Origin of the sequence: Cryobacterium sp. TMN-39-2 (assembly GCF_004402745.1) — a bacterium.
GTDB lineage: Bacteria > Actinomycetota > Actinomycetes > Actinomycetales > Microbacteriaceae > Cryobacterium > Cryobacterium zongtaii.
Genome location: NZ_SOFX01000040.1, coordinates 36,071 through 56,743, shown reverse-complemented (window position 1 = coordinate 56,743; position 20,673 = coordinate 36,071). Strand labels below are relative to the sequence as shown.

Genomic DNA, 20,673 nt, shown 5'->3' with positions numbered 1-20,673 from the left:
GGCGGCGCCGGGGGCGGCCGGGTCGGCGGCAATTGCCGGATCGGCCGCGTTTCCGGTCGGCGTCGGCGCCGCCGTCGACGCCGGGTCGCTGCCGCCGCCGGGGCGCACGACGATCAGGATGACGATCAGGATCACGGCGAGCACACCGAGGCCGACCACCAAACGACGGCGCCGGTAGACGGTGCTGGCCTGGGGGCCGACGGGATGCTTGATCGTCGACATGGTCCAAGGCTAGCGAGGTCTACCGGCGCCGCCGGTAATGCTCTGCGTGTCGGTTACGAATCCATCGAAACCCGGCGACGACTGACCAGAACAGCACCGAGCAGCAGCATCAGCGCGCCGCCGGCCAGCCACGGGCTCGCGTCCAGTCCGGTCTGGGCGAGTGTCGCGGCCGGGGTGACGCCGGCGACGGTGATCTCGGTCCAGCCGATCACGGCGCCCGCGGCATCCTGCACGATGATGCTGTGCGTCCCAGCGGCGAGACCGGCCGGCACCACCGCGGCGACGGTGCCCGCGGCGCTGACCTGCTGCCAGCCGCCCAGGTTGATCGGCGTGGAGCGAACCCAGACGGAGACGTACTGACCGGCGAACGCGGTTCCGACGCCGATGGTGAGCTTGTCACCGGCGGCCACCGTGGAGTCATTGACCGTGATCTTGTTCTGCAGGGCCTTGGTCAGAGCGGACTCCGCCGCGGCCGTCGGTGCGCTCGTGGGAGCGGACGATCCGGTCTGGGGAAGCTCGGTGGGGGCGGGGGTCGGAGCCGTCGTCGGAACGGGGGTCGGCTCGGTCGTCGGAACCGGGGTCGGCTCCGTCACCGGAACGGTGACGGCCAGGGGCACCCGCACCGTGGTGCCGGATTCCTTGGCCGTGAGGGTGATCTCACTGGCGGCCGCGGCGTCGGTGGGCACTGTGACGGTGACCGTTGCGGCGCCGGTGGCGTCGACGGATGCCGGAGCGAAGACCGTCTTGCTGCCAGCCCAGGTGACGGCGAGTTCGGTGTTCTTCGGGGCGCCTGTGGAGGTCAGGTTGAGCTGCGACACGGTGAAGCTCACGGTGTCACCGGGCTTGACCGCCGTGCTCGGCACCCCGGTCACGGAAGCCTGGTTGGCGGCGAACGACGGCGACAGCGGGCTGTTGGCCGTGATGTAGGACATCCAGGCGTCGCGGTCGACGAGGGCGGAGTCGGTGGTGCCGGTGCCCTCGGTGAAGACGCGGAAGTTGTCTCCACCGGTGAGCAGGAAGTTGAACGAGCCGATGGTGTAGCCGGCGGCCGGGTCGATGGGCTTCCCGTCGATCCAGATGCCGGTGATCCGGTCGCTCTCTGGACGGGTCGCGTCGAACGTGTAGTTCACGTTGTCGGAGAGACCCAGCTGCAGGTAGGGACGGCTGGGCACGGCGCCCTTGCTGTCGCGCTGCCACTGCTGTTCCAGGGCGATCTTGAACTGAGCTCCGGTGAGGGTGGTGGTCCACAGGTTGTTCGCGAACGGCAGAACGGCGTTTGCTTCCGAGACGCTCACGTCGGTGTCCGGTGTGGTCAGGAGGTCCTTGCGCAGTCCACCGGGGTTGACGACACCGATATCAGCGCCGCCCTTCTTCTCGTCGGACAAAGTCGCGAGCAGTGCGTTGGCCACCAAGGTGCCCATGGTCGACGGGGCGGCCCGGTCCTCGACAACGGGGGTCGCTCCGCCGATGGAGGCGCGGGTGATCGGCGCAGAGATGGTGCCGACACTCACGCTGCCTGTGACGGCCGCCTTGGCGATGGCCGCGTCGGTGATGTTCTTGACGGTGGCGACCCTGGGAAATGCGCTGACCAGAGCGGCGTCGGCGGCCGTGCTGCGCTTGACGTTCTGGTTAGTGACCGTGGTGGTGGCCCCAGTGACGGTGTCGTAGCTGAGCACAACTTGGCCGATGTTCTCACCATAGTTACCGGTCTGCAGCACCGGGCGGGTCACGCCCGTCGCGGCACCGGGGACCTGGGCGTTCCAGGCGTACAGCTTGTGGGTGTGGCCGGTGAAGATGGCGTCCACCGCCGCTGAGGTCTTCGTGACGATCTTGGCGAAGGCGCTGCCGGTGAGGGCCAGCTCCTGCTCGAGGGTGGCGTTCTCCACGGTGCCGGCACCGGCGCCCTCGTGGTACTCGGCGATGATGACGTCGGCCTCGCCGTTGGCGTCGTCGCCGTCGGTGAGCTGGCCGGCGACCCGGTTGACCGCGTCGACAGGGTCACCGAAGCTGACGGATGCGATGCCGTTGGGCGAGACCAGGGTGGGGGTTTCCTCGGTCACGGTACCGATCACGGCAACAGTGACGCCCTGCACCTCGCGGAGCGCGTACTCCTGGAGAGCGGGCGTCTGGGTGCCCACCTTGTAGACGTTGGCACCGAGGTAGTCGAAGTTGGCTTTCTCCGAGACCCGACCGGTGAGGTCGTCCATGCCCTGGTCGAATTCGTGGTTGCCGACCGCGGAGGCTGACAGCTCGAGGGCGTTCAGTACGTCCAGGGTCGGGGTGTCCTGCTGCGACGCCGACTCGTAGGGCGAGGCGCCGATGTTGTCTCCGTCGGAGAGGAACAGGGTGCTCTCGGGGTGCTGGGCGCGCAGGGTCTCCACGGTCCCGGCAAATTTCACGGTGTTGGCGTCGATTCGCCCGTGGAAGTCGTTGATGTTCAGCAGGTTCAGCTGCACCGGGAGCGGGGCCGCGACGGCCGGGACGGCAACGACGGGCGCGCCCACCAGGCACGCTCCGATCACTGCAGCGAAGGCCAGCCGGAGCGGGCGGGACGGGTTGAGCGACATTGTTCTCCTCGAAAGTGGTGCCGTGGGGTGACGGGGATGCAGATGAAGGGCCGGTGTGGCGCGCGTGAAAATCGGCGACAACAGCGGACGGACTGACTGTGGGGGCAGCCTAACGACGCCGGATGTCCGGCGGGTTACGGCGAGGCAACTTGCTCAGATGAGCACAGGAGGGCAGACGAGGCCAACTTCTGAGCGGTGGGGAGCGGGCGTCCCCCGGCTGGGGGACGCCCGCTTGCGCCGGCCGGTTAGGCGCTCGGCAGGGTGGAGCGGCGACGACGGGCGAGCAGCGCGCCGAGCAGCAGCAGGAGCAGGGCCCCGGCCAGCAGTGGGGCGCTCTCCACACCCGTGCTGGCGAGGGTGCCGGCCGCCCCAGAACCGGGGGCGACGATCGTGATCTCGGTCCAGCCGATGACCGCGCCCGCTGCATCCTGCAGGATGATGCGGTGCGTGCCAGCGGCCAGGTCCGTCGGCAGCGCCGTGGTCACGGTGCCCGCAGCGCTGACCTGCAGCCATCCACCCAGGTTGACCGGGGTGGAGCGCACCCAGGCCGACACGAAGTCACCGGTATACGCGGCACCGGCCGTGATGGTGATCGCCGAGCCGGCCGAGTAGCGCGACGCGTTGGTGCTGATCTTGTCGCGCATGGCGGCGGTGAGGGCACTCTCCGGCGCCGCGGTCGGGGCAAGCGTCGGTGCGGTGGCTGCTGGGACCGTGGGCGTCGACGTGGGTTCGGTCGTCGGGACAGGGGTCGGCGCCGTCGTGGGTACCGGGGTGGGCTCGGTCGTGGGAACCGGGGTGGGCTCGGTCGTCGGGACCGGGGTGGGCTCCGTCGGGCTGGCCAGGTTCAGGCCCAGGATCGCCGGGTCGTGGTCCGAGGACCTGAAGGCGTCTGCGACATAGAAGTCGGTCACGTTGTTGTTGTACCGGCTGTACTCCAGCGCCACGGATTCGACCGAGTTGATGTTCCAGACGTCCACGTCGGTCACGACGGCATCCGCTTCGGGGGAAGCGAAGACGTGGTCGAGCGAACCGACCGACCCGCCGAACGCGTAGGTGTACTCGCCGCTCTTGGCTTCCTGGTTCAGGTAACCGGCGTCGGTGATCACCTTGATCGGGTCTTCCTGGTCGTAGGCGTTGAAGTCACCGGTGAGGAACACCCTGTCGATGCCGGACTGAGCCGACATCGTGTCGGCGAACGCGACAAGCGCGGTCGCCTGGTTGACGCGGGAGGCGTTCGAGGCGCCCTGACCGTCGCCCATGTCGGCGTCCACGCCGGTGCCCGACCCCTTGGACTTGAAGTGGTTGACGATCGTGAGGAAGCGGCTGTCGGTATCGCCGACCAGCTGGAAGGCCTGGGCGAGCGGCTGGCGGGCGTTGCTGAACGCTGCGGATCCGGTGAGGATCGTGGATCCGCCCACGGTTTCAACAACTGCCTTCTGGTAGATGAAGGCGGTGCGGATGACGTCTTCGTTGGCCGGCAGCGCGGCCGGGGACGGCACGAACGCCCAGGCATCCTGGCCGAGGTCGGCGTTCAACGCGGCGACCAGGGTGGCCAGGGCGGTGTCCCGGTTGGCGCCGAAGACAGCCGAGTTCTCGATTTCCTCGAGTGAGATGACCTGCGCGTCGAGGGCGTTGATGGCCGCGACAATCTTGGCCTGCTGGCGCAGGAAGTTCGCCTGGTCCGCCGCGCCGCGGGCGTCGCATCCGCCGCTGACGGTGATCTTGGCGCCGGCACGGTCGGTGTAGTACTGGCACCCGGTGAGGGTGTCCCCGGTGGTGGAGAAGTAGTTCAGCACGTTGAAGGTGCCCAGGCGGATGTCGCCGCCCACCTTCTCCGGCGCCGAGCTGCGGGTGTTCTCGAAGGTGGCCGGCTGCACGATGGCGGCGTTGGCGGGCACCAAGGCTGTTGTCGGCTGCAGCTTCCAGGCGCTGTTGCGATAGTCCAGGATCGTCGGCTTGGTGAAGGTGACCGCGGCGCCGATGCGTACCGGAGCGGTTGTGGAGAGGTACGGAACCGGCAGGCCCTTGTTGGACGAGCTGAGGTAGTTGGTGCTCGCGCCGTCGTCGAGGGTGACTGCCCGCGCCGCGTTGGCAGCGATGGCGGCCGTGTAACCGGCACTGCCGGGGCGGTCGGTGACGGTGGGGTTGACCAGGGGCGTCGTGCCGGCGGCGAGGCCGATTTCGGCGTACTGGTTAGTGGTGTAGTTGTTCGTCACCGTGAACGCACCGGCGGGGGCGACGAGCATGCCCTCCAGGCGTTCGCGGTCTGCGTCAGCGGCCGGGAGCCGGAGTTCGGCAGCGACCGGGGCGGTGATGCCGGCGCCGTCGAGCCGGGTGATGTCGCCGAGAGCGTTGATGGTCAGCTGGGTGAGTCCGTAGTACTCGCTGACGGCGCCCGTGACGCTCACGTAGTCGCCGACAACAACGTCGACGCCGAGGGTCTTGGTGTAGACGAAGATGCCGTGCGAGGCGGGATTGTTGGCACCATCGGTGCCGGGGGTCTGCAGGTAGAAGCCGGCGAAGCCGCCGGTGGGGTAGGCGGCGGTGACGACGCCGACGGTCTTCACGGTGCTGCCGGCCAGCGGGCTGGCATCCGCGGTGCCCTGGATGGCGCTGATCGCGGTGGTGTCGGTGGGCGGGGCCGTCGTCGGGGTCGGGGTGGGCGTGACGACGGGCGGGTCGGTCGGGGCCGGTGTGGGTGTTCCGCCGGTCGGGCCGGCCGAATTGGTGGGGGTGATCGTGGCCGACAGGGTGATGTCTGCGGCGTTGTTGTCGGTGTCGGCGGCGGCGCTGCGGTTGAGCGACTTGACGTCGGTGTTGGAGCTCGGCGCCGGCGCGACGGCGCCTTCGAAGGTGAGGGAGGCGCCGTAGCCGACCAGGTCGATCACGTTCGGGTTACCGGCGGCGTTGCCGGACTCGAGGCTGAGCGGCGTGGTGGAGTTGGCGAGGATCAGGGTGCCGGTGGTGCCGCTGGGGTTGAGGGTGGAGACCTGGTCGGGGGTGGGTAGGGCCGCACCGTTCGCGCCGTTCGCATTCGACCCGCCGGAGACGAGATAGTACCCCTTGGCCGGGATCGTTCCGGTCAGAGCGACGGCCGCCGGGCTGTCGGTGACGACGCCGGTGGCCTTGCGGTACTGCAGCGACCAGGCGGAGAGGTCGATGGCGGTGTTGGTGGGGTTGTACAGCTCGACGAACTTGGCCGAGAACGCCGCGCCGGCGCTGCCGCCGCTGAGGTAGGCCTCGTTGATGACGACGCCGGTGCCGGCGGTGTTGGCCTGGGCGGGGAACGCTACGACCGGGGCGACGGCGAGGCACGCTCCGATCAGCGAAGCGAGGGCCAGCCGAAGCGGGCGGGGCGGGGCGAGCGACATGGAGTCTCCTGGGTGGGTGCGATGAACGGTCTGGCGGAACAGAGAGCAGGGCAGGGCAGGGCGCAGGGCAAGGCGCGGTGGAGCTCGGGTTTCTGGCACGCCGAACGAGCCGGTGGGCGCGCTACGAACCCCGCAGGGCGGGCGGCGCACAAACCGTGCGGGTCGGCCGGAGTGCTTCGGGGGCAGCCTAACGACCGACTATGTCCGGTTGGTTACGGCGCAGACAACATGCTCAGATGAGCAGAGAAATGCCGACGGCGCCCACATCTGAGCGGGCCGGGGCGACTCAGGCCAGGCGCTTGAGCATTCGGGTGTTGCCGAGGGTGTTCGGCTTGACGCGGGCGAGGTCGAGGAACTCCGCGACGCCCTCGTCCGGGGAGCGCACCAGCTCGGCATAGATGGCGGGGTCCACGGTTTCGGTGCCCATGTCGACGAACCCGTGCCGGGTGAAGAAGTCCACCTCGAAGGTGAGGCAGAACAGGCGCGTCAGGCCCAGTTCCCGGGCGTCCGCCTCCAGTCGGCCGATGAGCGCGTGCCCGATACCGCGCCCGAGCCAGTCCTCCGACACGGCGAGAGTGCGCACCTCGCCGAGGTCCTCCCACATCACGTGCAGGGCGCCGCAGCCGACGAGGTTTCCCTCGAGGTCCTCGACCACCCGGAACTCCTGCACGGCCTCATAGAAGACGACGCGGTCCTTGCCGAGCAGGATGCGTTGCTGCACGAGAGGTTCGACGAGTGCCTGGATGCGCGGCACGTCGCGGGTCTGCGCCCGGCGCACGATGAACTCCTGGTGTGTCACGTCCGCCCGCTTCCCTGGCCGCCAGCCGCGACCGATTCTGTTGTGCCGGAAGGTCAAGTCTAGGGGCGGACGACAAACGGCCCGGCGGATGTCCGCCGGGCCGTTCGTGTGGAGCTGTTGTGCCTATTCGCTGGTGATGGCCAGATCGGGCGTGCCCGGTCCGGTTCCGACAGCCGCGGCGATATTGATGCCCACCGAGACGGCCTCGTTGCGGTTCGTCGTGGTGAACACGTACTCCCCATCGACGAAGTCCACGTGCACGTGGTCGCCGGCGTTCAGTTCGCCGTGCAGGATCTTCTCGCTCAGGCGGTCCTCCACCTCACGCTGGATCGCGCGACGCAGCGGCCGGGCGCCCAGCGCGGGGTCGAAGCCGACCTCGATGAGGTGCTCCTTCACCGCGAGGGTGAGGTCGATGGTCATGTCGCGGTCGAGCAGCCGGTCGCCCAGGCGCTTGATGAACAGGTCCACGATCTGCAGCAGTTCGGGCTTGGACAGCTGCGGGAAGACGATGATCTCGTCGACGCGGTTGAGGAACTCGGGCTTGAAGTGCTTCTTCAGTTCCTCGTTCACCTTTCCGCGCATCCGGTCGTAGCTGGTGGCCGTGTCGCCCTCGAGCTGGAAACCGACGGGCGAGCCGCTGATGTCCCTGGTGCCGAGGTTGGTGGTCATGATGATGACAGTGTTCTTGAAGTCGATCACGCGACCCTGGCCATCCGTCAACCGGCCCTCTTCCAGAATCTGGAGGAGCGAGTTGAAGATGTCGGGGTGAGCCTTCTCGATCTCGTCGAACAGCACAACGGAAAACGGCTTGCGGCGCACCTTCTCGGTGAGCTGGCCACCCTCTTCGAAGCCGACGAACCCGGGAGGAGCACCGAACAGGCGCGAGACCGTGTGCTTCTCGCCGTACTCGCTCATGTCGAGCGAGATCATGGCGGCCTCGTCGTCGAAGAGGAACTCCGCGAGCGCCTTGGCCAGCTCGGTCTTGCCGACACCGGTGGGGCCGGCGAAGATGAACGAACCGCTCGGACGCTTCGGGTCCTTGAGTCCCGCACGGGTGCGACGGATGGTCTTGGCGAGTGCCGAGATGGCCTCTTCCTGACCGATGACCCGCTGGTGCAGTGCCTTCTCCATGAAGACCAGCCGCGAGGACTCTTCTTCAGTGAGCTTGAAGACGGGGATGCCGGTGGCCTGGGCCAGGACCTCGGCGATCAGGCCCTCGTCGACGACCGCGGTGGTCTTGACGTCGCCGGATTTCCACTTCTTCTCCAGACGCAGACGCTCGCCGAGGAGGTTCTTCTCCTCGTCGCGCAGGCCCGCGGCCTTCTCGAAGTCCTGGTCCTCGATCGCGGTTTCCTTGGCGGCACGCACCACGGCGATCTTCTCGTCGAATTCGCGCAGCTCCGGCGGGCTGGACAGGATCGACAGGCGCAGGCGTGCGCCGGCCTCGTCGATCAGGTCAATGGCCTTGTCCGGCAGGAAGCGGTCGGAGACGTACCGGTCGGCGAGGTTGGCCGCGGCCACGAGGGCGCCGTCGGTGATGGACACCTTGTGGTGCGCCTCATACCGGTCGCGCAGCCCCTTGAGGATGTTGATGGTGTGCGGCAGCGACGGCTCGTTCACCTGGATGGGCTGGAAGCGGCGCTCGAGCGCGGCATCCTTCTCGAAGTGCTTGCGGTATTCATCCAGCGTGGTGGCGCCGATGGTCTGCAGTTCACCGCGGGCCAGCAGGGGCTTGAGGATCGACGCCGCGTCGATGGCGCCTTCGGCGGCACCGGCTCCGACGAGGGTGTGGATCTCGTCGATGAACACGATGATGTCGCCGCGGGTGCGGATCTCCTTGGTGACCTTCTTCAGGCGTTCCTCGAAGTCACCGCGGTAGCGGCTGCCGGCGATGAGCGAGCCGAGGTCGAGCGAGTAGAGCTGCTTGTCCTTCAGCGTCTCGGGCACATCGCCCTTGACGATCGCCTGGGCGAGGCCCTCGACGACGGCGGTCTTGCCGACGCCGGGTTCACCGATGAGCACGGGGTTGTTCTTGGAGCGGCGGGAGAGGATCTGCATGACCCGCTCGATCTCCTTCTCGCGCCCGATGACGGGGTCGAGTTTGTTGTCGCGCGCCGCCTGGGTGAGGTTGCGCCCGAACTGGTCGAGAATCTGGCTGCCAGCGGGGTTGGCCGCGGTCTCGTTCGCACCCACCTGCACCTGCTCCTTCCCCTGGTAGCCGGAAAGGAGCTGGATGACCTGCTGGCGCACCCGGTTGAGGTCGGCGCCGAGCTTGACCAGCACCTGGGCGGCCACGCCCTCGCCCTCGCGGATGAGCCCGAGCAGGATGTGCTCGGTTCCGATGTAGTTATGGCCGAGCTGCAACGCTTCGCGCAGGCTCAGCTCGAGGACCTTCTTGGCGCGCGGCGTGAACGGAATGTGCCCGGTCGGCTGCTGCTGACCCTGGCCGATGATGTCCTGCACCTGTTCGCGCACGGCATCCAGCGAGATGCCGAGGCTCTCCAGGGCCTTGGCGGCCACGCCTTCACCCTCGTGGATGAGCCCGAGCAGAATGTGCTCGGTTCCGATGTAGTTGTGGTTGAGCATCTTGGCCTCTTCCTGGGCCAGGACGACGACACGACGAGCTCGGTCGGTAAATCTCTCAAACATATGAACACTCCCTTGGCGCCAGGGCGGTTATGGCACCGATACAAAGAGAGTAACCAGCGGATGCCCGGATGCGTGCCTCTGTTCGCCATGGGCGTGACACATGTGACTCCCGCGCTCGCCTCCGTCTCCTGCAGCACCGGCGGTTCCGCGGCATTTTCCCCGACCTGCCCCCGTTCGGACGAGTTGCGCCGGCGCACCGGAGCAGGTGGACCGCAGCGGGGCAGCTCGACTGAGGCCCTTGCTCAGCACAACGAAAAACGATATGGTCATGATCGGTATTCATATCGATAATCGTTAGGAGCATCTCGTGATGAAAACAGCCCAGGCCGAGAGGGCGCAACGCACGTCCCGGCTGGAACACCGGCTCGGCAGGGTTCTCACCTGGCTGGTACTGATCGGGGCCGTGCTCTCGGGGCTTCTGGCGACCGGCATCGGCGCCGTCACCCTGGTCCGGCAGCTCCTCACCGACAGGTTCGTCGTCACACTCTTCGCGGATGCTCCCCTGCCGTCGGCAGCGTCAACCGGCACCGCGCAGATCCACGGCGGCAGTTTCGACACGGCCGAGGTCACCGTCACCGGGCTCAGCGCACTGCCCAGGTTTCTGCTCACACTGGAGGGCTCCACCGCGTTGGCCACGGCGCTGCTGGTCTCGGCGACGGTCTTCTATTTCTGCTGGAGCGTACTGCGCCGCCGCCCGTTCAACCGTCCGGTCTTCTGGCTGGTCGCCCTGGTCGGCTACGCACTGCTGCTGGGCACCGTGCTGGGGCAGGGCTTCGGCGGGCTGGGCCGCATGATCGCCGCGGGCGAGCTGAACGGCGACGCCCCCGACGGCTTCTGGCCACAGGCCACCCTCGTCGACCTCGCACCCGCCGGCACCGGACTCGTGCTCCTCGTCGCCGCCGCCGCCATTTCCCTCGGCCAGCGTCTGCAACGCGAGACCGACGGACTCGTCTAGTGGCGCCCGCCGCCGACGACGAGGCCACGGGCATCCACTGCCGGCTCGACGCGCTGCTCATCGAGCGCGGGATGACACTCACCAGGCTCAGCGAGCTTGTCGGAGTCAGCGTGGTCAACCTGTCGGTCCTCAAGAACGACCGGGCCAGGGCCATCCGGTATTCGACCCTGGCCGCGGTCTGCGCCGCCCTGGACTGCGAGGTCGGCGACCTGCTCGTGCGCGCCGACTGAGCCAGGCCAGCAGCGTGAGGCCCTTGCGAGGGCACCGGACTGCGCAAATACTGTGAGCACTCAGGCTCCACGATTTTGCGACCTGCACCCGCAGGCGAAAGGCGGCGGCATATGGACGGCTCCTCGAACCTCGCCAAACCGGCTCGCACGAACGGCCGCGCCGACCCCGCCGCCGAGATCGCCCGGCTCTCCGCCGAGAACGCTCGGCTGCGCGGACAGCTCGGCCCGGCCGCCGAACACCGAGCGTCCGCCAGGTGGCGGGCGTTTTTTGCGGCGCTGCTGATCACGATCGGGGTGCTCCTGGCCCCGGTGAGCGTGGTGGCCTATTGGACCAAGGGCTACATCAATGACACCGACAGGTTCGTCGCCTCGCTCGCCCCGCTCGCGGACGACCCCGCGGTGCAGGCGTACCTGGTTGACGAGATCGTCGCGGTGGTCAACGAGAACGTCGACATCAACACCATCACCAGCGATCTCTTCACCGGGCTGGAGAGCCTCGACCTGCCGCAGGCCGCCAAAGACGCCCTGGCGCTGCTCGAGACACCCGCCGCGCAGGGGGTCCAGCAGCTGATCGAGTCCGCAGCCACCAATATCGTCGCCTCGGATGCCTTCGCCGAGCTGTGGGAACAGGCGCTGCGCACCAGCCAGACCCAGGTCATCGCGGCGCTGGAGGGTGATACCTCCACGGCGCTGGTGATCAGCGACACCGGCGAACTCGGCATCCAGCTCGGGCCGATCATCGCAGAAGTGAAGAAGGAACTGGTCGACCGGGGCTTCTCGTTGGCGACGAACATCCCCGAGGTCGATCGCACCATCGTGGTGGCCCAGTCCGACTCGTTGGTGCAGGCGCGCACCGGGTATCAGCTGCTGAACGTGCTCGGTTTCGTCCTGCCGCTGGTGAGCCTAGGCCTGATCGTCCTCGGCGTGCTGGTGGCCAAACGACGCTCCCGCACCATGATCTGGGCCGGACTCACCCTGGCCCTGGCCATGGCCGTGCTCGCCGCCGGGATCGCGGTGGGGCGGATCCTCTTCATCAGCGCGCTGTCGCCCACGTACCTCCCCAACAACGTGGCCCAGGCGCTGTATGACGCCGTGGTGCCGTTCATCAACACCACGGCCCTGTCGGTAGGGCTCGTCGGCTTCACCGTGGCCGTGGTGGCGTACCTGGCCGGGCCGTTCCGTGGGTCGACGATCGTGCGGCGGGCCACCATCGGCACCAGCGCCCGGCTCCGGGCGGCGGCGGCGAACGCCGGGGTCACGACGGGCAGCTTCGGGGACTTCCTCTATCACTACCGGCGCCTGGCCCACGTGCTGATCGGGCTTGCTGCAGCCGCGGTCGCGATCTTCTGGCGCCCGCTTGCTGTACCGGTGATCATGTGGACGGCGGTCCTGGCGCTGATTGCCGTTCTGCTCGTCGAGTTGCTGCAGCGGCCGCCGGTCGCGCCCGGGATTCCAACGGTCCCCGGGACGAGGCCGGACACGCCCCCGGGGCCGCAGGAACCGACGGCCGCGGCCGGCACCGAACCGGTCAACCCCACCCTCCCGTTGCCGCCGGCAGACCCCGACGATCTGCGCGGGCAGACCGGCCCGACCGAGCCCCTCGAACCGCTACGCACCCCGGCACGCCCGGAATAAGCTCACAGTGTGAGCAACCTCGAAACCGAACCGGTCGAACTCGTCTGTGACCCCAGCACGACCACCGAGGTGGATATTGTCATCCTGCAGCCCCGGGATGTTCCCCTGGGCGGTCTGCGGGCGATGGGCGTGCGTCGCACTCTCCCCCAGCGCGCGAGAAGCCTGATCGGCGCCTGGTGCTTCGTCGATCACTACGGCCCGGACGACGTGTCGGTCACCGGCGGGATGGTGGTGCCGCCGCATCCGCACACCGGGTTGCAGACGGCGAGCTGGCTGTTCGCCGGCGAGGTCGAGCACCGTGACAGCGTCGGCAGCCTCGCCCTGGTCCGGCCGGGCGAGCTGAACCTGATGACCGCGGGTTCCGGTATCAGCCACTCCGAGGTGTCCACACCAGACACCACGGCGCTGCACGGGGTGCAGCTGTGGATCGCCCTGCCCGAGCTCACCCGACACCAGGCGCCGCACTTCGAGAACCACGTCATCACACCGGTGACGCGCGGCGCGGTCACCCTGCACGTGTTCCTGGGCACCCTGGCCGGACAGACCGCCGCCGCCGCCGGGGACACCCCGCTGGTCGGCGCTCAGATCGACCTGCCGGCCGGGTCGTCGATCGACCTCGACGTCGACCGGTCTTTCGAACACGGGGTGCTCGTCGACGTCGGCACCGTCAGTGTCGGCGGCGCACCAGTGCACCGGAACGAACTGGGCTTCATCGACAGCGGACGTCCGGTCATCCGCCTGGAGAACACCGGCGACAGCCCGACCCGGGTGCTACTGCTGGGCGGTGAGCCGCTCGGCGAGCAGATCGTGATGTGGTGGAATTTCATCGGCCGCAGCCACGAGGAGATCACCGCCTGGCGGGACCGGTGGCAGGCGGAGGTGATCGACGGCTCGGATGCCGCCGGCCGGTTCGGCCACGTCGCGTACCATGGTGCTCCGCTGCCTGCGCCGATGCTGCCCACCGTGCGGCTCAAACCCCGCCGCTGAACCGCGGTTCGCCGGCCGCGGCTACTGCACGGCGGAGGTCAGCCTGGCCAGGTTGTCGAGGATCGTCGAGCGCAACGGCTGCTTCATCCACTCTTCGAGGGTGAGCTCCCGACTGTCTGCCCGGTAGCCGTCCTCCACCGCCCGCAGCGCCTGCACGAATGACGCCCCACGCACCATCAGGGACACCTCGAAGTTGAGGCTGAACGAACGCATGTCCATGTTGCTCGAGCCGATCACGGCGACGTCGTCGTCGATGGTGAAGTGCTTGGCGTGCAGAACGTACGGCGCTTTGTACATGTAGATCTTCACGCCCGCCTGCAGCAGTTCCTCGTAGTAGGAACGTTGTGCGTGGTAAACGAGAGCCTGGTCGCCGATCTCGGAGACGAAAAGTTCCACGTGCAGGCCGCGCTGCACGGCTGTCGTGATCGCGTACATGATCGACTCGTCCGGCACGAAATACGGGCTGGTGATCACGATGCGTTCCTGCGCGTAGTACAGCAGCGCGAGGAACAGGCGCAGGTTGTTCTCGCCCTCGAAGCCGGGTCCGCTGGGCACGACCTGGCAGTCGATGGCATCCGAGATGTCCTCGGGGTGCACGGGCTCGATGTCGCGGGTGAGCAGCTCGTTGGTCTCGCTGTACCAGTCGGTGATGAAGATCGCGTTCAGGCCCGAGACGATGGGGCCTTCGAGCCGCACCATCAGGTCTTTCCATTTGAGGCCGCGGCGGATGTTGCTCTTCATGTTGTAGGTGCGGTCGATCACGTTCTGCGAGCCCATGAACCCGACCCGGCCGTCGACGATGACGAGTTTGCGGTGGTTGCGCAGGTCGGGCCGCTGCCACTGGCCCTTGAACGGCTGCAGCGGCAGCATCAGCTGCCACTGCACCCCGGATTCGGTGAGCCGTTTCTTGGTTTGTTTGAAGCCCGGCTTCCGCATCGACTGGATGTGGTCCATCAGCACCCGCACCGTCACGCCGCGCTTGACGGCGTTCTCCAAAGCGTCGAAGAACGGCGTCGTGGTGGGGTCGAGGGAGAGGATGTAAAACTCGACATGCACGTACTTCCGGGCCTTGTCGATATCGGCGACCATCGCGGCGAAGGTCTCCTCATAGTTGCCGTGCAGCCGCGCCCGGTTGTCGCCGACGAGCGGCATCGCGCCGAGATTGCGGTTGAGCGCGACCACGGATTCGAGCCAACCCGGCCACGGGTGGTCGCGTTGCACGCGTTCCATGCCGGCGGTGCTGTCGAGGATGAACTGGTTGATCTCGGCCTGCATTTCCACCCGACGCTTGGGCAGGGTGCGATAGCCGATCAGCAGGAAGAGCAGGAAACCGAGGTAGGGGATCAGGAAGATCGCCAGCAGCCACGCCATGCCGGAGGTGGGCCTGCGGTTGCGGGGTACGACGATGATCGCGATCACCCGGATGGCGAAGTCAACAAGGAATGCCACCACGAGAAGGATGGTGGAAAGGTCAATACCGAACACGGTTAGGCGGCCGGTTTGTCAAGGCCGAGTCTGGCCCGCTCCTCGGCTTCGACCCGCGCGTAGGCGTTTCGTTCGGTGCGGTCTGAACGGATGATGGCGCGCACGATGATCCAAAAGAGCACCCCGACCAAAACCGTGGGCGCGAGCGAGTACAAAGCGTTGGCCCAGAAGCTATCCATAGTCCCTTCAGCCTACGCGATCTGGACGCGCCCGCCGCCGGGCTACTTGGTGAGGATGCCGAAGATCCCGGAACCGAGCAGGTACAGGCCGACGCCACCCACCACGATCCAGATCATGATCCGGTTGGTCGACGGGCCCTTCTTCTTGCCGTCGTCATCCGGCTTCAGCTGGTCCTTGGGCAGAAAAGTCATCATGCGGGTTACTTTACCAACGGGAACAGAATGGTCTCCCGGATACCGAGGCCGGTCAGGGCCATCAGCAACCTGTCGATGCCCATTCCCATGCCACCGGTGGGTGGCATGCCGTGCTCCAGGGCCCGAAGGAATTCTTCGTCCAGACGCATCGCCTCCGGGTCGCCGCCGGCGGCGAGCCGGGCCTGCTCCATGAAGCGTTCGCGCTGCACGACGGGGTCGACGAGCTCGGAGTAGCCGGTGGCCAGTTCGAAGCCGCGGATGTAGAGGTCCCACTTCTCCACGACGCCGTCGATCGAGCGGTGTCCGCGCACCAGCGGGCTGGTGTCCACCGGGAAGTCGAGCACGAAGGTGGGCCGGATCAGGCCGCCCTTGACGAAGTGCTCCCACAGCTCTTCGACGTACTTGCCGTGGATGGGGTGGTCGACCTCGACGCCTTCGGCGGCGGCCAGGGCCTGCAGCTCGGCCAGCGGGGTGGCCGGGCTGATGGTGCGTCCCACGGCGGCGGAGAGGCTGTCGTACATGCTGATGCGATCCCACTGGCCGCCCAGGTCGTACTCGGTGCCGTCGGCCCAGGTGACCACGTGCGAGCCGCCGGTGATGGCTGCAGCAGCATCCTGGATCAGGGTCTGGGTGAGCTCGGCGATCGACGTGTAGTCGCCGTAGGCCTCGTAGGCCTCGAGCATCGCGAATTCGGGCGAGTGGGTGGAGTCGGCGCCCTCGTTGCGGAAGTTGCGGTTGATCTCGTAGACCCTGTCGATGCCGCCGACGACGGCGCGTTTGAGGAACAGCTCCGGTGCGATGCGCAGGAACAGTTCGGTGTCGAACGCGTTGCTGTGGGTGGAGAACGGCCGGGCCGAGGCGCCGCCGTGCAGGGTCTGCAGCATCGGCGTTTCGATCTCGAGGAAGCCGCGCGCGGTGAAGGTGGCGCGCAGGCTCGCGACGGCCTGGGAGCGCTGCACCACGGTGCGGCGGGCCTGCTCACGGGCGATGAGGTCGAGGTAGCGGCTGCGCACCCGGGTCTCTTCGCTGAGTTCGGAGTGCAGGTTCGGCAGCGGCAGCAGCGCCTTGGCGGCGATCTGCCACTCGGTGACCATGACCGACAGTTCGCCGCGGCGGGAGGAGATGACCTCACCGGCGACAAAGACGTGGTCGCCGAGGTCGACGAGGTCCTTCCAGGCGGCCAACGATTCGTCGCCGACGGCGGCGAGCGACACCATGGCCTGGATGCGGCTGCCGTCGCCGGCCTGCAGGCTCGCGAAACAGAGCTTGCCGGTGTTGCGCAGATGCACCACCCGACCGGCCAGGCCCACGGTCTCGCCGGTGGCGGCGTCCGCTTCGAGCTCGCCGTACCGGGCGCGCACGGCGGGGATGGTGTGGGTGACGGGCACCGACACCGGGTAGGCGCCGCCGGCCGGGCTGGTCGCGGCCGCGTTCAGGCGGTCACGCTTGGCCAGGCGCACGGCCTTCTGCTCGGTCAGTTCGGCCGCGGCCTGTGCGTCATCGTTGCTGGGCGTGTCGCCGGGCACGGCGTCGGGGGTGGTGCTCATGCGGTTCTCCGTCGGTGGGCGTACACGGGCCAGGCCCGGCACCCCGTTGAAAGCGGTTAGGGGATGTCCAGTGAAATGTTGTCGATCAACCGGGTGCTGCCGACCACCGCGGCGACCAGCATCCTGGCCTGGCCGCGGTAGTCGTCGTCGACCGGCAGGAAGGTGTGCGGGTGCACGACAACCAGATAGTCCAGTTTAACCAGAGGCGCGGCCCCGATCACCGCGTGGGCGGCAACGATCGCGGCGGGAACCCCGGAGTGGGCCGCGGCCGCGGCCGCGGTCAGGCCCACGAACAGCGACCTGGCCGCGGTGCGGGCGGGCTCGTCGAGGTTGCGGTTGCGGCTCGAGCGGGCCAGGCCGTTGTCTTCCCGCACCGTGGGCACGACCTCGATGCGCACCCGCAGATTGAGGTCGGCGACCATCCTCTCCACCAGGAAAACCTGCTGGGCGTCCTTCTGACCGAAGACGGCGATGTCGGGTTCGACGATGTTCAACAGCTTCGCGACGACGGTGAGCATGCCGTCGAAGTGGCCGGGCCGGGCGGCACCCTCGTAGAGACCGCCGACCGCGCCTGCGGTCAGTCGGGTCGACGAGGCGCCGTCCGGGTACATCTCCTGGGCGTGCGGGGCGAAGACGAATGCGGCGCCCTCCTCCGCCAGCGCCGCCACGTCGGCGTCGAGGGTGCGCGGGTAGGTGTCAAGGTCTTCGTTCACCCCGAACTGCAGCGGGTTGACGAAGACCGACACGACCACGATGTCGCCGACGGCGACTGCACGCCGCACGAGCTCCCGGTGCCCGGCGTGCAGGGCGCCCATGGTGGGAACGAGCACGACGTGGGCATCGCCGCCCCTGGCCGCGGCGTTCTGTTTGGCGAGGCAGAGGCTATTACGCAGCTCGTCTATCGTGTCGATGACTTCTGGCTTGGTGAGCACGGTCACTGGTCCTCCGGGTCAAACGGGTGGGGCGGGTATGGCGGGTCGAGCAGGTGGGTGGTGTCGCCCAGATCGGCGAGGTCGTCGAGCGGATGCCTGGCGCCGGTGCGAGTGAGGGCGTTCTCGATGGCCGAGCGCACCAGCGGCGCGATCACGGCTCCCGGCGCCTCGATGCCGATCTCGCTGAGCAGCCGGGTGGATTGGTCGACGATCGAGCTGGAGAACGCCGTGGCGGTCTCGATGGCCTCGGAGTAGACCTCCCGGTCGCCCTCGGCCACGATCACCGGTTCGCCGCCCATCTCCACTACCAGGGCCTGCGCGATCGGCAGCACGGGGGCTGGGGCGGTCACGGCAAAGTAGCTGTCGGCCAGGCGGCTGATGTCCAGGCTGGTGCCCGTGAACGCCATCGCCGGGTGGATGGCCAGCGGGATCGCGCCGGCCCGCTGGGCGGGCAGCAGCACGTTGGTGCCGTAGCGTGCGGAGGTGTGCAGAACGAGCTGGCCGGGCTGCCAGGTTCCCGTGGCCGCGAGGCCGGTCACGAGGCTGTCGAGCTGGTCGTCCGGCACCGCGATGATCACCAATTCGCTGCGCTCCACCACCTCGGGCACCGTGAGCACGGGAACGCCCGGCAGGATCGCTTCCGCGCGGTCGCGGCTGGCCTGCGAGATCGCGGAGATCCCGATCAGGGCGTGCCCGGCGCCGGCGAGAGCGGCGGCGAGGATGGGTCCGACATGGCCGGCGCCGATGACGCCGATCCCCAGACGGCCCGGTCGCACCGTCACGAGGTCACCTCCGCGGCGGCGGCGGGACCGACCGGGCTGGCGGGTCGCGGGGTCGGCGCTGGGTCCTGGTCGATGCGACTCCAGTGGTGGCTGGTGTCTGACTCCGCGGACGCGACGGCACCGGCGGTGACGGTCTCCAGCAGGCGCACGGCCTCCCCCACGTCGAGCACGCCGAGGGTCGCGGTCACCGGTCCGGTCACGGTGTGCAGCCTGGCGGTGGCCAGTCGAAGACGGCGTCGGACGGGTCCCTGGTTGATGCCGACGCTTTGCAGACGGGCCAGGGGCACCAGAACGAGTTCCCTGGACAGCACGCCGCGGCGGAGCAGGACGGCGCCGGCGGATACCGCGTAGCCGGTGCGGCGCCAGGAGAACGGTCGCAGCCAGGCCGCCCGGCGGGGCGCGTTGCGGAAGCCGTCGTCGCCGCCGCGGGAGATGAGGCCGTGCTGGATCAGGACCCGCTGCTCGTCGAGCGCGAACCCGGGCAGGATCAGCTCGAGGACCTTCGCCACGTCGGTCAGCGACCCGACCGGCAGCACCGTGGTCGCCGCCTGTCCGGCTGCGCCGTCGTTGGTGGAGTGGCCGGCCTTGTTGATGCTGATCTGCCACCACCCGAAGGGCCGCCAGGCCAGCGGCTGGGTCACGCCGATGGCGTGGATGCGTCCGGGCGGCAGGGTCTCGTTGCTCGTGGTGAGCAGCCCGAAGCCCACCCGCACGCCGTCCCTGGTACCGGCAATGCTGTACCGCAGCGATTTGGTGAACCTGGAGACGTAGTATCCGATGCTCGCGATGAGGCCGGGGAAGATCGCGATCAGCAACCACTCGCTGCCGCCGACGATGACGCTCACGATGAGAGCGACGATGGCCACGGCGACGAAGACCGTGAAGCCGCTGAACACTATCGAGCCGATCAGCCGCAGCACCGGGATCCGGACGACCGACTCCGGCGGGGCGGCGTCAGGGTCCAGTTCGGGGGCGAGGAATTCGCCCACCCGGCTGGTGGCGTAGTCGTTCAGGGCCTGGCGGCGGCCGGCGTGCGCGGCGGTCGCCGTGTCGGCGGGGATCTGTGCGGGGTCGCCGGCCGGCAGCGGCGCCTCTGGCACGCTCTCGCCCGCGACGGGCCGGGGCTGGCGTGCACCGGAGGCCAGCTGCAGGATGTCGCGGCGCAGCCCGTCGGCCAGCGCAGAGCCGAGATAGGCGAGCTGCACGTTTGCGTCCTGACCGGCCACGCTCACCTCGAGCTTGGCCGCACCGAACAGCCTCGGGATGAGGGGGCGCACGATGTTAACGCCCTGGATGCGGTCCAGGCGCGCCTGCCGGTGGCTGCGGAACAGGATGCCGCTGCGGACCTCGACGGATTCGTCGCTGACCCTGAAGGTGTGCATCCGCCAGGACAGGGTGAACGCGATGAGGATGACGATGAGGATCGCGGCGGCGATGAGCAGCGCCCAGCCCACGGCGCCGCGCTCGTAGATCTCATCGAGGGGGTCGCCGGATTGCCGTGGGATCCCGAAGACCACGTCGACGAAGCGCTCGCGCAGGTTGGCGATGACGAAGCCGAGCAGGGCGAAGACGAAGATGCCGCCGCGCAGCACCGGGCTCGCTGGATGCAGGCGGTGCCAGTCCCCGTCGGCGAGGGAGGTCACAGCCCGGCCCGCCTGCTCTCGGCCAGTTCCACCAGGCGGTCGCGGAGGGCATCCGCGTCGGCCTCGGCGAGGCCGGGGATCGCGACGCCGGAGGACGCGGCGGCCGTGACGAACTTGAGGTCGGCGAGGCCGAGCAGGCGCGCGACCGGGCCGCGGGTGATGTCGACCAGTTGCATGCGGCCGTAAGGCACCGACACGAACCGCTGGTACATGATGCCGCGCCGAAAGAGCAGGTCGTCGGCGCGCAGCTGGTACCCGATCGAGCGCACCCGGCGGGGCTCGAATGCCAGCGAGACCAGGGTGATCAGCGCGATCAAGCCGCCCACCCAGGCGGCCCAGACCTGGTCAAGCAGCAGCCAGAGGGCCCCGGCGGCGGCGCACACTATGAGCAGGAAGATGACGGTCCCCACGATTTCGACCATGACGTACTTCGGCGACACGCGCTTCCATTCGCCCGCCTCCGGCAGGTCGAGGCGGGCACCGACGGGCGCCACG

At 68.4% G+C, this 20,673-nt stretch carries 16 protein-coding genes and 1 pseudogene; 4 read left to right on the top strand and 13 right to left on the bottom strand.

The features are described 5' to 3' along the window. From E3O57_RS15340 to E3O57_RS15320, 5 genes and pseudogenes are all read right to left on the bottom strand, one after another. Window positions 1-222 (bottom strand): annotated as a pseudogene (locus tag E3O57_RS15340) (hypothetical protein); the annotation flags it as partial. Window positions 223-275: 53 nt separating this feature from the next. Further along, window positions 276-2,789, bottom strand: a complete 2,514-nt coding sequence (locus E3O57_RS15335; protein WP_103479277.1) for a bifunctional UDP-sugar hydrolase/5'-nucleotidase — start codon at window positions 2,787-2,789, stop codon at window positions 276-278. 245 nt (window positions 2,790-3,034) lie between these two features. After that, window positions 3,035-6,160 (bottom strand): ExeM/NucH family extracellular endonuclease, encoded by a 3,126-nt coding sequence (locus E3O57_RS15330; RefSeq protein ID WP_198416853.1) that lies wholly within the window; start codon window positions 6,158-6,160, stop codon window positions 3,035-3,037. A gap of 286 nt (window positions 6,161-6,446) precedes the next feature. Further along, a complete protein-coding gene (locus E3O57_RS15325) occupies window positions 6,447-6,959 on the bottom strand; it encodes an amino-acid N-acetyltransferase (protein WP_088457303.1) in 513 nt (170 codons plus the stop codon). A gap of 123 nt (window positions 6,960-7,082) precedes the next feature. Further along, complete coding sequence (locus tag E3O57_RS15320; RefSeq protein WP_103479278.1) at window positions 7,083-9,608, bottom strand: ATP-dependent Clp protease ATP-binding subunit; 2,526 nt, start codon at window positions 9,606-9,608, stop codon at window positions 7,083-7,085. Between the two features lie 307 nt (window positions 9,609-9,915). On the opposite strand from E3O57_RS15320, the gene E3O57_RS15315 reads away from it, so the two are divergent. The 4 genes from E3O57_RS15315 to E3O57_RS15300 all read left to right on the top strand — a co-directional run bounded on the left by E3O57_RS15315 (window position 9,916) and on the right by E3O57_RS15300 (window position 13,415). Then, window positions 9,916-10,563, top strand: a complete 648-nt coding sequence (locus E3O57_RS15315; protein ID WP_133159766.1) for a hypothetical protein — start codon at window positions 9,916-9,918, stop codon at window positions 10,561-10,563. After that, on the top strand, window positions 10,563-10,793 hold the full coding sequence (locus tag E3O57_RS15310; RefSeq protein ID WP_088457306.1) for a helix-turn-helix transcriptional regulator: 231 nt from the start codon (window positions 10,563-10,565) through the stop codon (window positions 10,791-10,793). The genes E3O57_RS15315 and E3O57_RS15310 overlap by 1 nt, the downstream gene beginning before the upstream one ends. Before the next feature lie 111 nt (window positions 10,794-10,904). Continuing rightward, window positions 10,905-12,428 carry a hypothetical protein gene (locus tag E3O57_RS15305; RefSeq protein WP_103479280.1) on the top strand — a complete coding sequence of 508 codons (1,524 nt, stop codon included), beginning with the start codon at window positions 10,905-10,907 and terminating at the stop codon, window positions 12,426-12,428. A gap of 9 nt (window positions 12,429-12,437) precedes the next feature. After that, window positions 12,438-13,415 carry a pirin family protein gene (locus tag E3O57_RS15300; RefSeq protein ID WP_103479281.1) on the top strand — a complete coding sequence of 326 codons (978 nt, stop codon included), beginning with the start codon at window positions 12,438-12,440 and terminating at the stop codon, window positions 13,413-13,415. 21 nt (window positions 13,416-13,436) lie between these two features. On the opposite strand, the gene cls is transcribed toward E3O57_RS15300, so the two are convergent. The 8 genes from cls to E3O57_RS15270 are packed head-to-tail and all read right to left on the bottom strand — an operon-like array spanning window position 13,437 to window position 20,600. After that, window positions 13,437-14,891 carry a cardiolipin synthase gene (gene cls / locus E3O57_RS15295; protein WP_088458123.1) on the bottom strand — a complete coding sequence of 485 codons (1,455 nt, stop codon included), beginning with the start codon at window positions 14,889-14,891 and terminating at the stop codon, window positions 13,437-13,439. A gap of 11 nt (window positions 14,892-14,902) precedes the next feature. Beyond that, window positions 14,903-15,079, bottom strand: a complete 177-nt coding sequence (locus E3O57_RS18780; RefSeq protein ID WP_165787932.1) for a hypothetical protein — start codon at window positions 15,077-15,079, stop codon at window positions 14,903-14,905. 42 nt (window positions 15,080-15,121) lie between these two features. Further along, window positions 15,122-15,274, bottom strand: coding sequence for a hypothetical protein (locus E3O57_RS18775; RefSeq protein WP_165787931.1), 153 nt, complete (start codon window positions 15,272-15,274; stop codon window positions 15,122-15,124). Between the two features lie 5 nt (window positions 15,275-15,279). Then, complete coding sequence (gene lysS / locus E3O57_RS15290) at window positions 15,280-16,821, bottom strand: lysine--tRNA ligase (RefSeq protein ID WP_103479282.1); 1,542 nt, start codon at window positions 16,819-16,821, stop codon at window positions 15,280-15,282. A 56-nt stretch (window positions 16,822-16,877) separates the two neighbouring features. Next, window positions 16,878-17,753 carry a pantoate--beta-alanine ligase gene (gene panC / locus E3O57_RS15285; protein WP_370290157.1) on the bottom strand — a complete coding sequence of 292 codons (876 nt, stop codon included), beginning with the start codon at window positions 17,751-17,753 and terminating at the stop codon, window positions 16,878-16,880. A gap of 2 nt (window positions 17,754-17,755) precedes the next feature. Continuing rightward, on the bottom strand, window positions 17,756-18,535 hold the full coding sequence (locus tag E3O57_RS15280) for a Rossmann-like and DUF2520 domain-containing protein (protein WP_103461323.1): 780 nt from the start codon (window positions 18,533-18,535) through the stop codon (window positions 17,756-17,758). Continuing rightward, complete coding sequence (locus E3O57_RS15275; protein WP_103461324.1) at window positions 18,532-20,178, bottom strand: PH domain-containing protein; 1,647 nt, start codon at window positions 20,176-20,178, stop codon at window positions 18,532-18,534. The genes E3O57_RS15280 and E3O57_RS15275 overlap by 4 nt, the downstream gene beginning before the upstream one ends. After that, window positions 20,175-20,600 (bottom strand): PH domain-containing protein, encoded by a 426-nt coding sequence (locus E3O57_RS15270; RefSeq protein ID WP_370290155.1) that lies wholly within the window; start codon window positions 20,598-20,600, stop codon window positions 20,175-20,177. Before E3O57_RS15270 ends, E3O57_RS15275 begins: the two co-directional genes overlap by 4 nt. Between the last annotated feature and the right edge of the window lie 73 nt (window positions 20,601-20,673).

Excerpts from the sequence above, each read along its gene's own strand:
- E3O57_RS15270 (WP_370290155.1), bottom strand. The coding sequence starts at position 20,600 with ATGGTCGAAATCGTGGGGACCGTCATCTTCCTGCTCATAGTGTGCGCC.
- E3O57_RS15320 (WP_103479278.1), bottom strand. The coding sequence starts at position 9,608 with ATGTTTGAGAGATTTACCGACCGAGCTCGTCGTGTCGTCGTCCTGGCC.
- E3O57_RS18780 (WP_165787932.1), bottom strand. The coding sequence starts at position 15,079 with ATGGATAGCTTCTGGGCCAACGCTTTGTACTCGCTCGCGCCCACGGTT.
- E3O57_RS15305 (WP_103479280.1), top strand. The coding sequence starts at position 10,905 with ATGGACGGCTCCTCGAACCTCGCCAAACCGGCTCGCACGAACGGCCGC.
- lysS (WP_103479282.1), bottom strand. The coding sequence starts at position 16,821 with ATGAGCACCACCCCCGACGCCGTGCCCGGCGACACGCCCAGCAACGAT.
- E3O57_RS18775 (WP_165787931.1), bottom strand. The coding sequence starts at position 15,274 with ATGATGACTTTTCTGCCCAAGGACCAGCTGAAGCCGGATGACGACGGC.
- E3O57_RS15335 (WP_103479277.1), bottom strand. The coding sequence starts at position 2,789 with ATGTCGCTCAACCCGTCCCGCCCGCTCCGGCTGGCCTTCGCTGCAGTG.
- E3O57_RS15330 (WP_198416853.1), bottom strand. The coding sequence starts at position 6,160 with ATGTCGCTCGCCCCGCCCCGCCCGCTTCGGCTGGCCCTCGCTTCGCTG.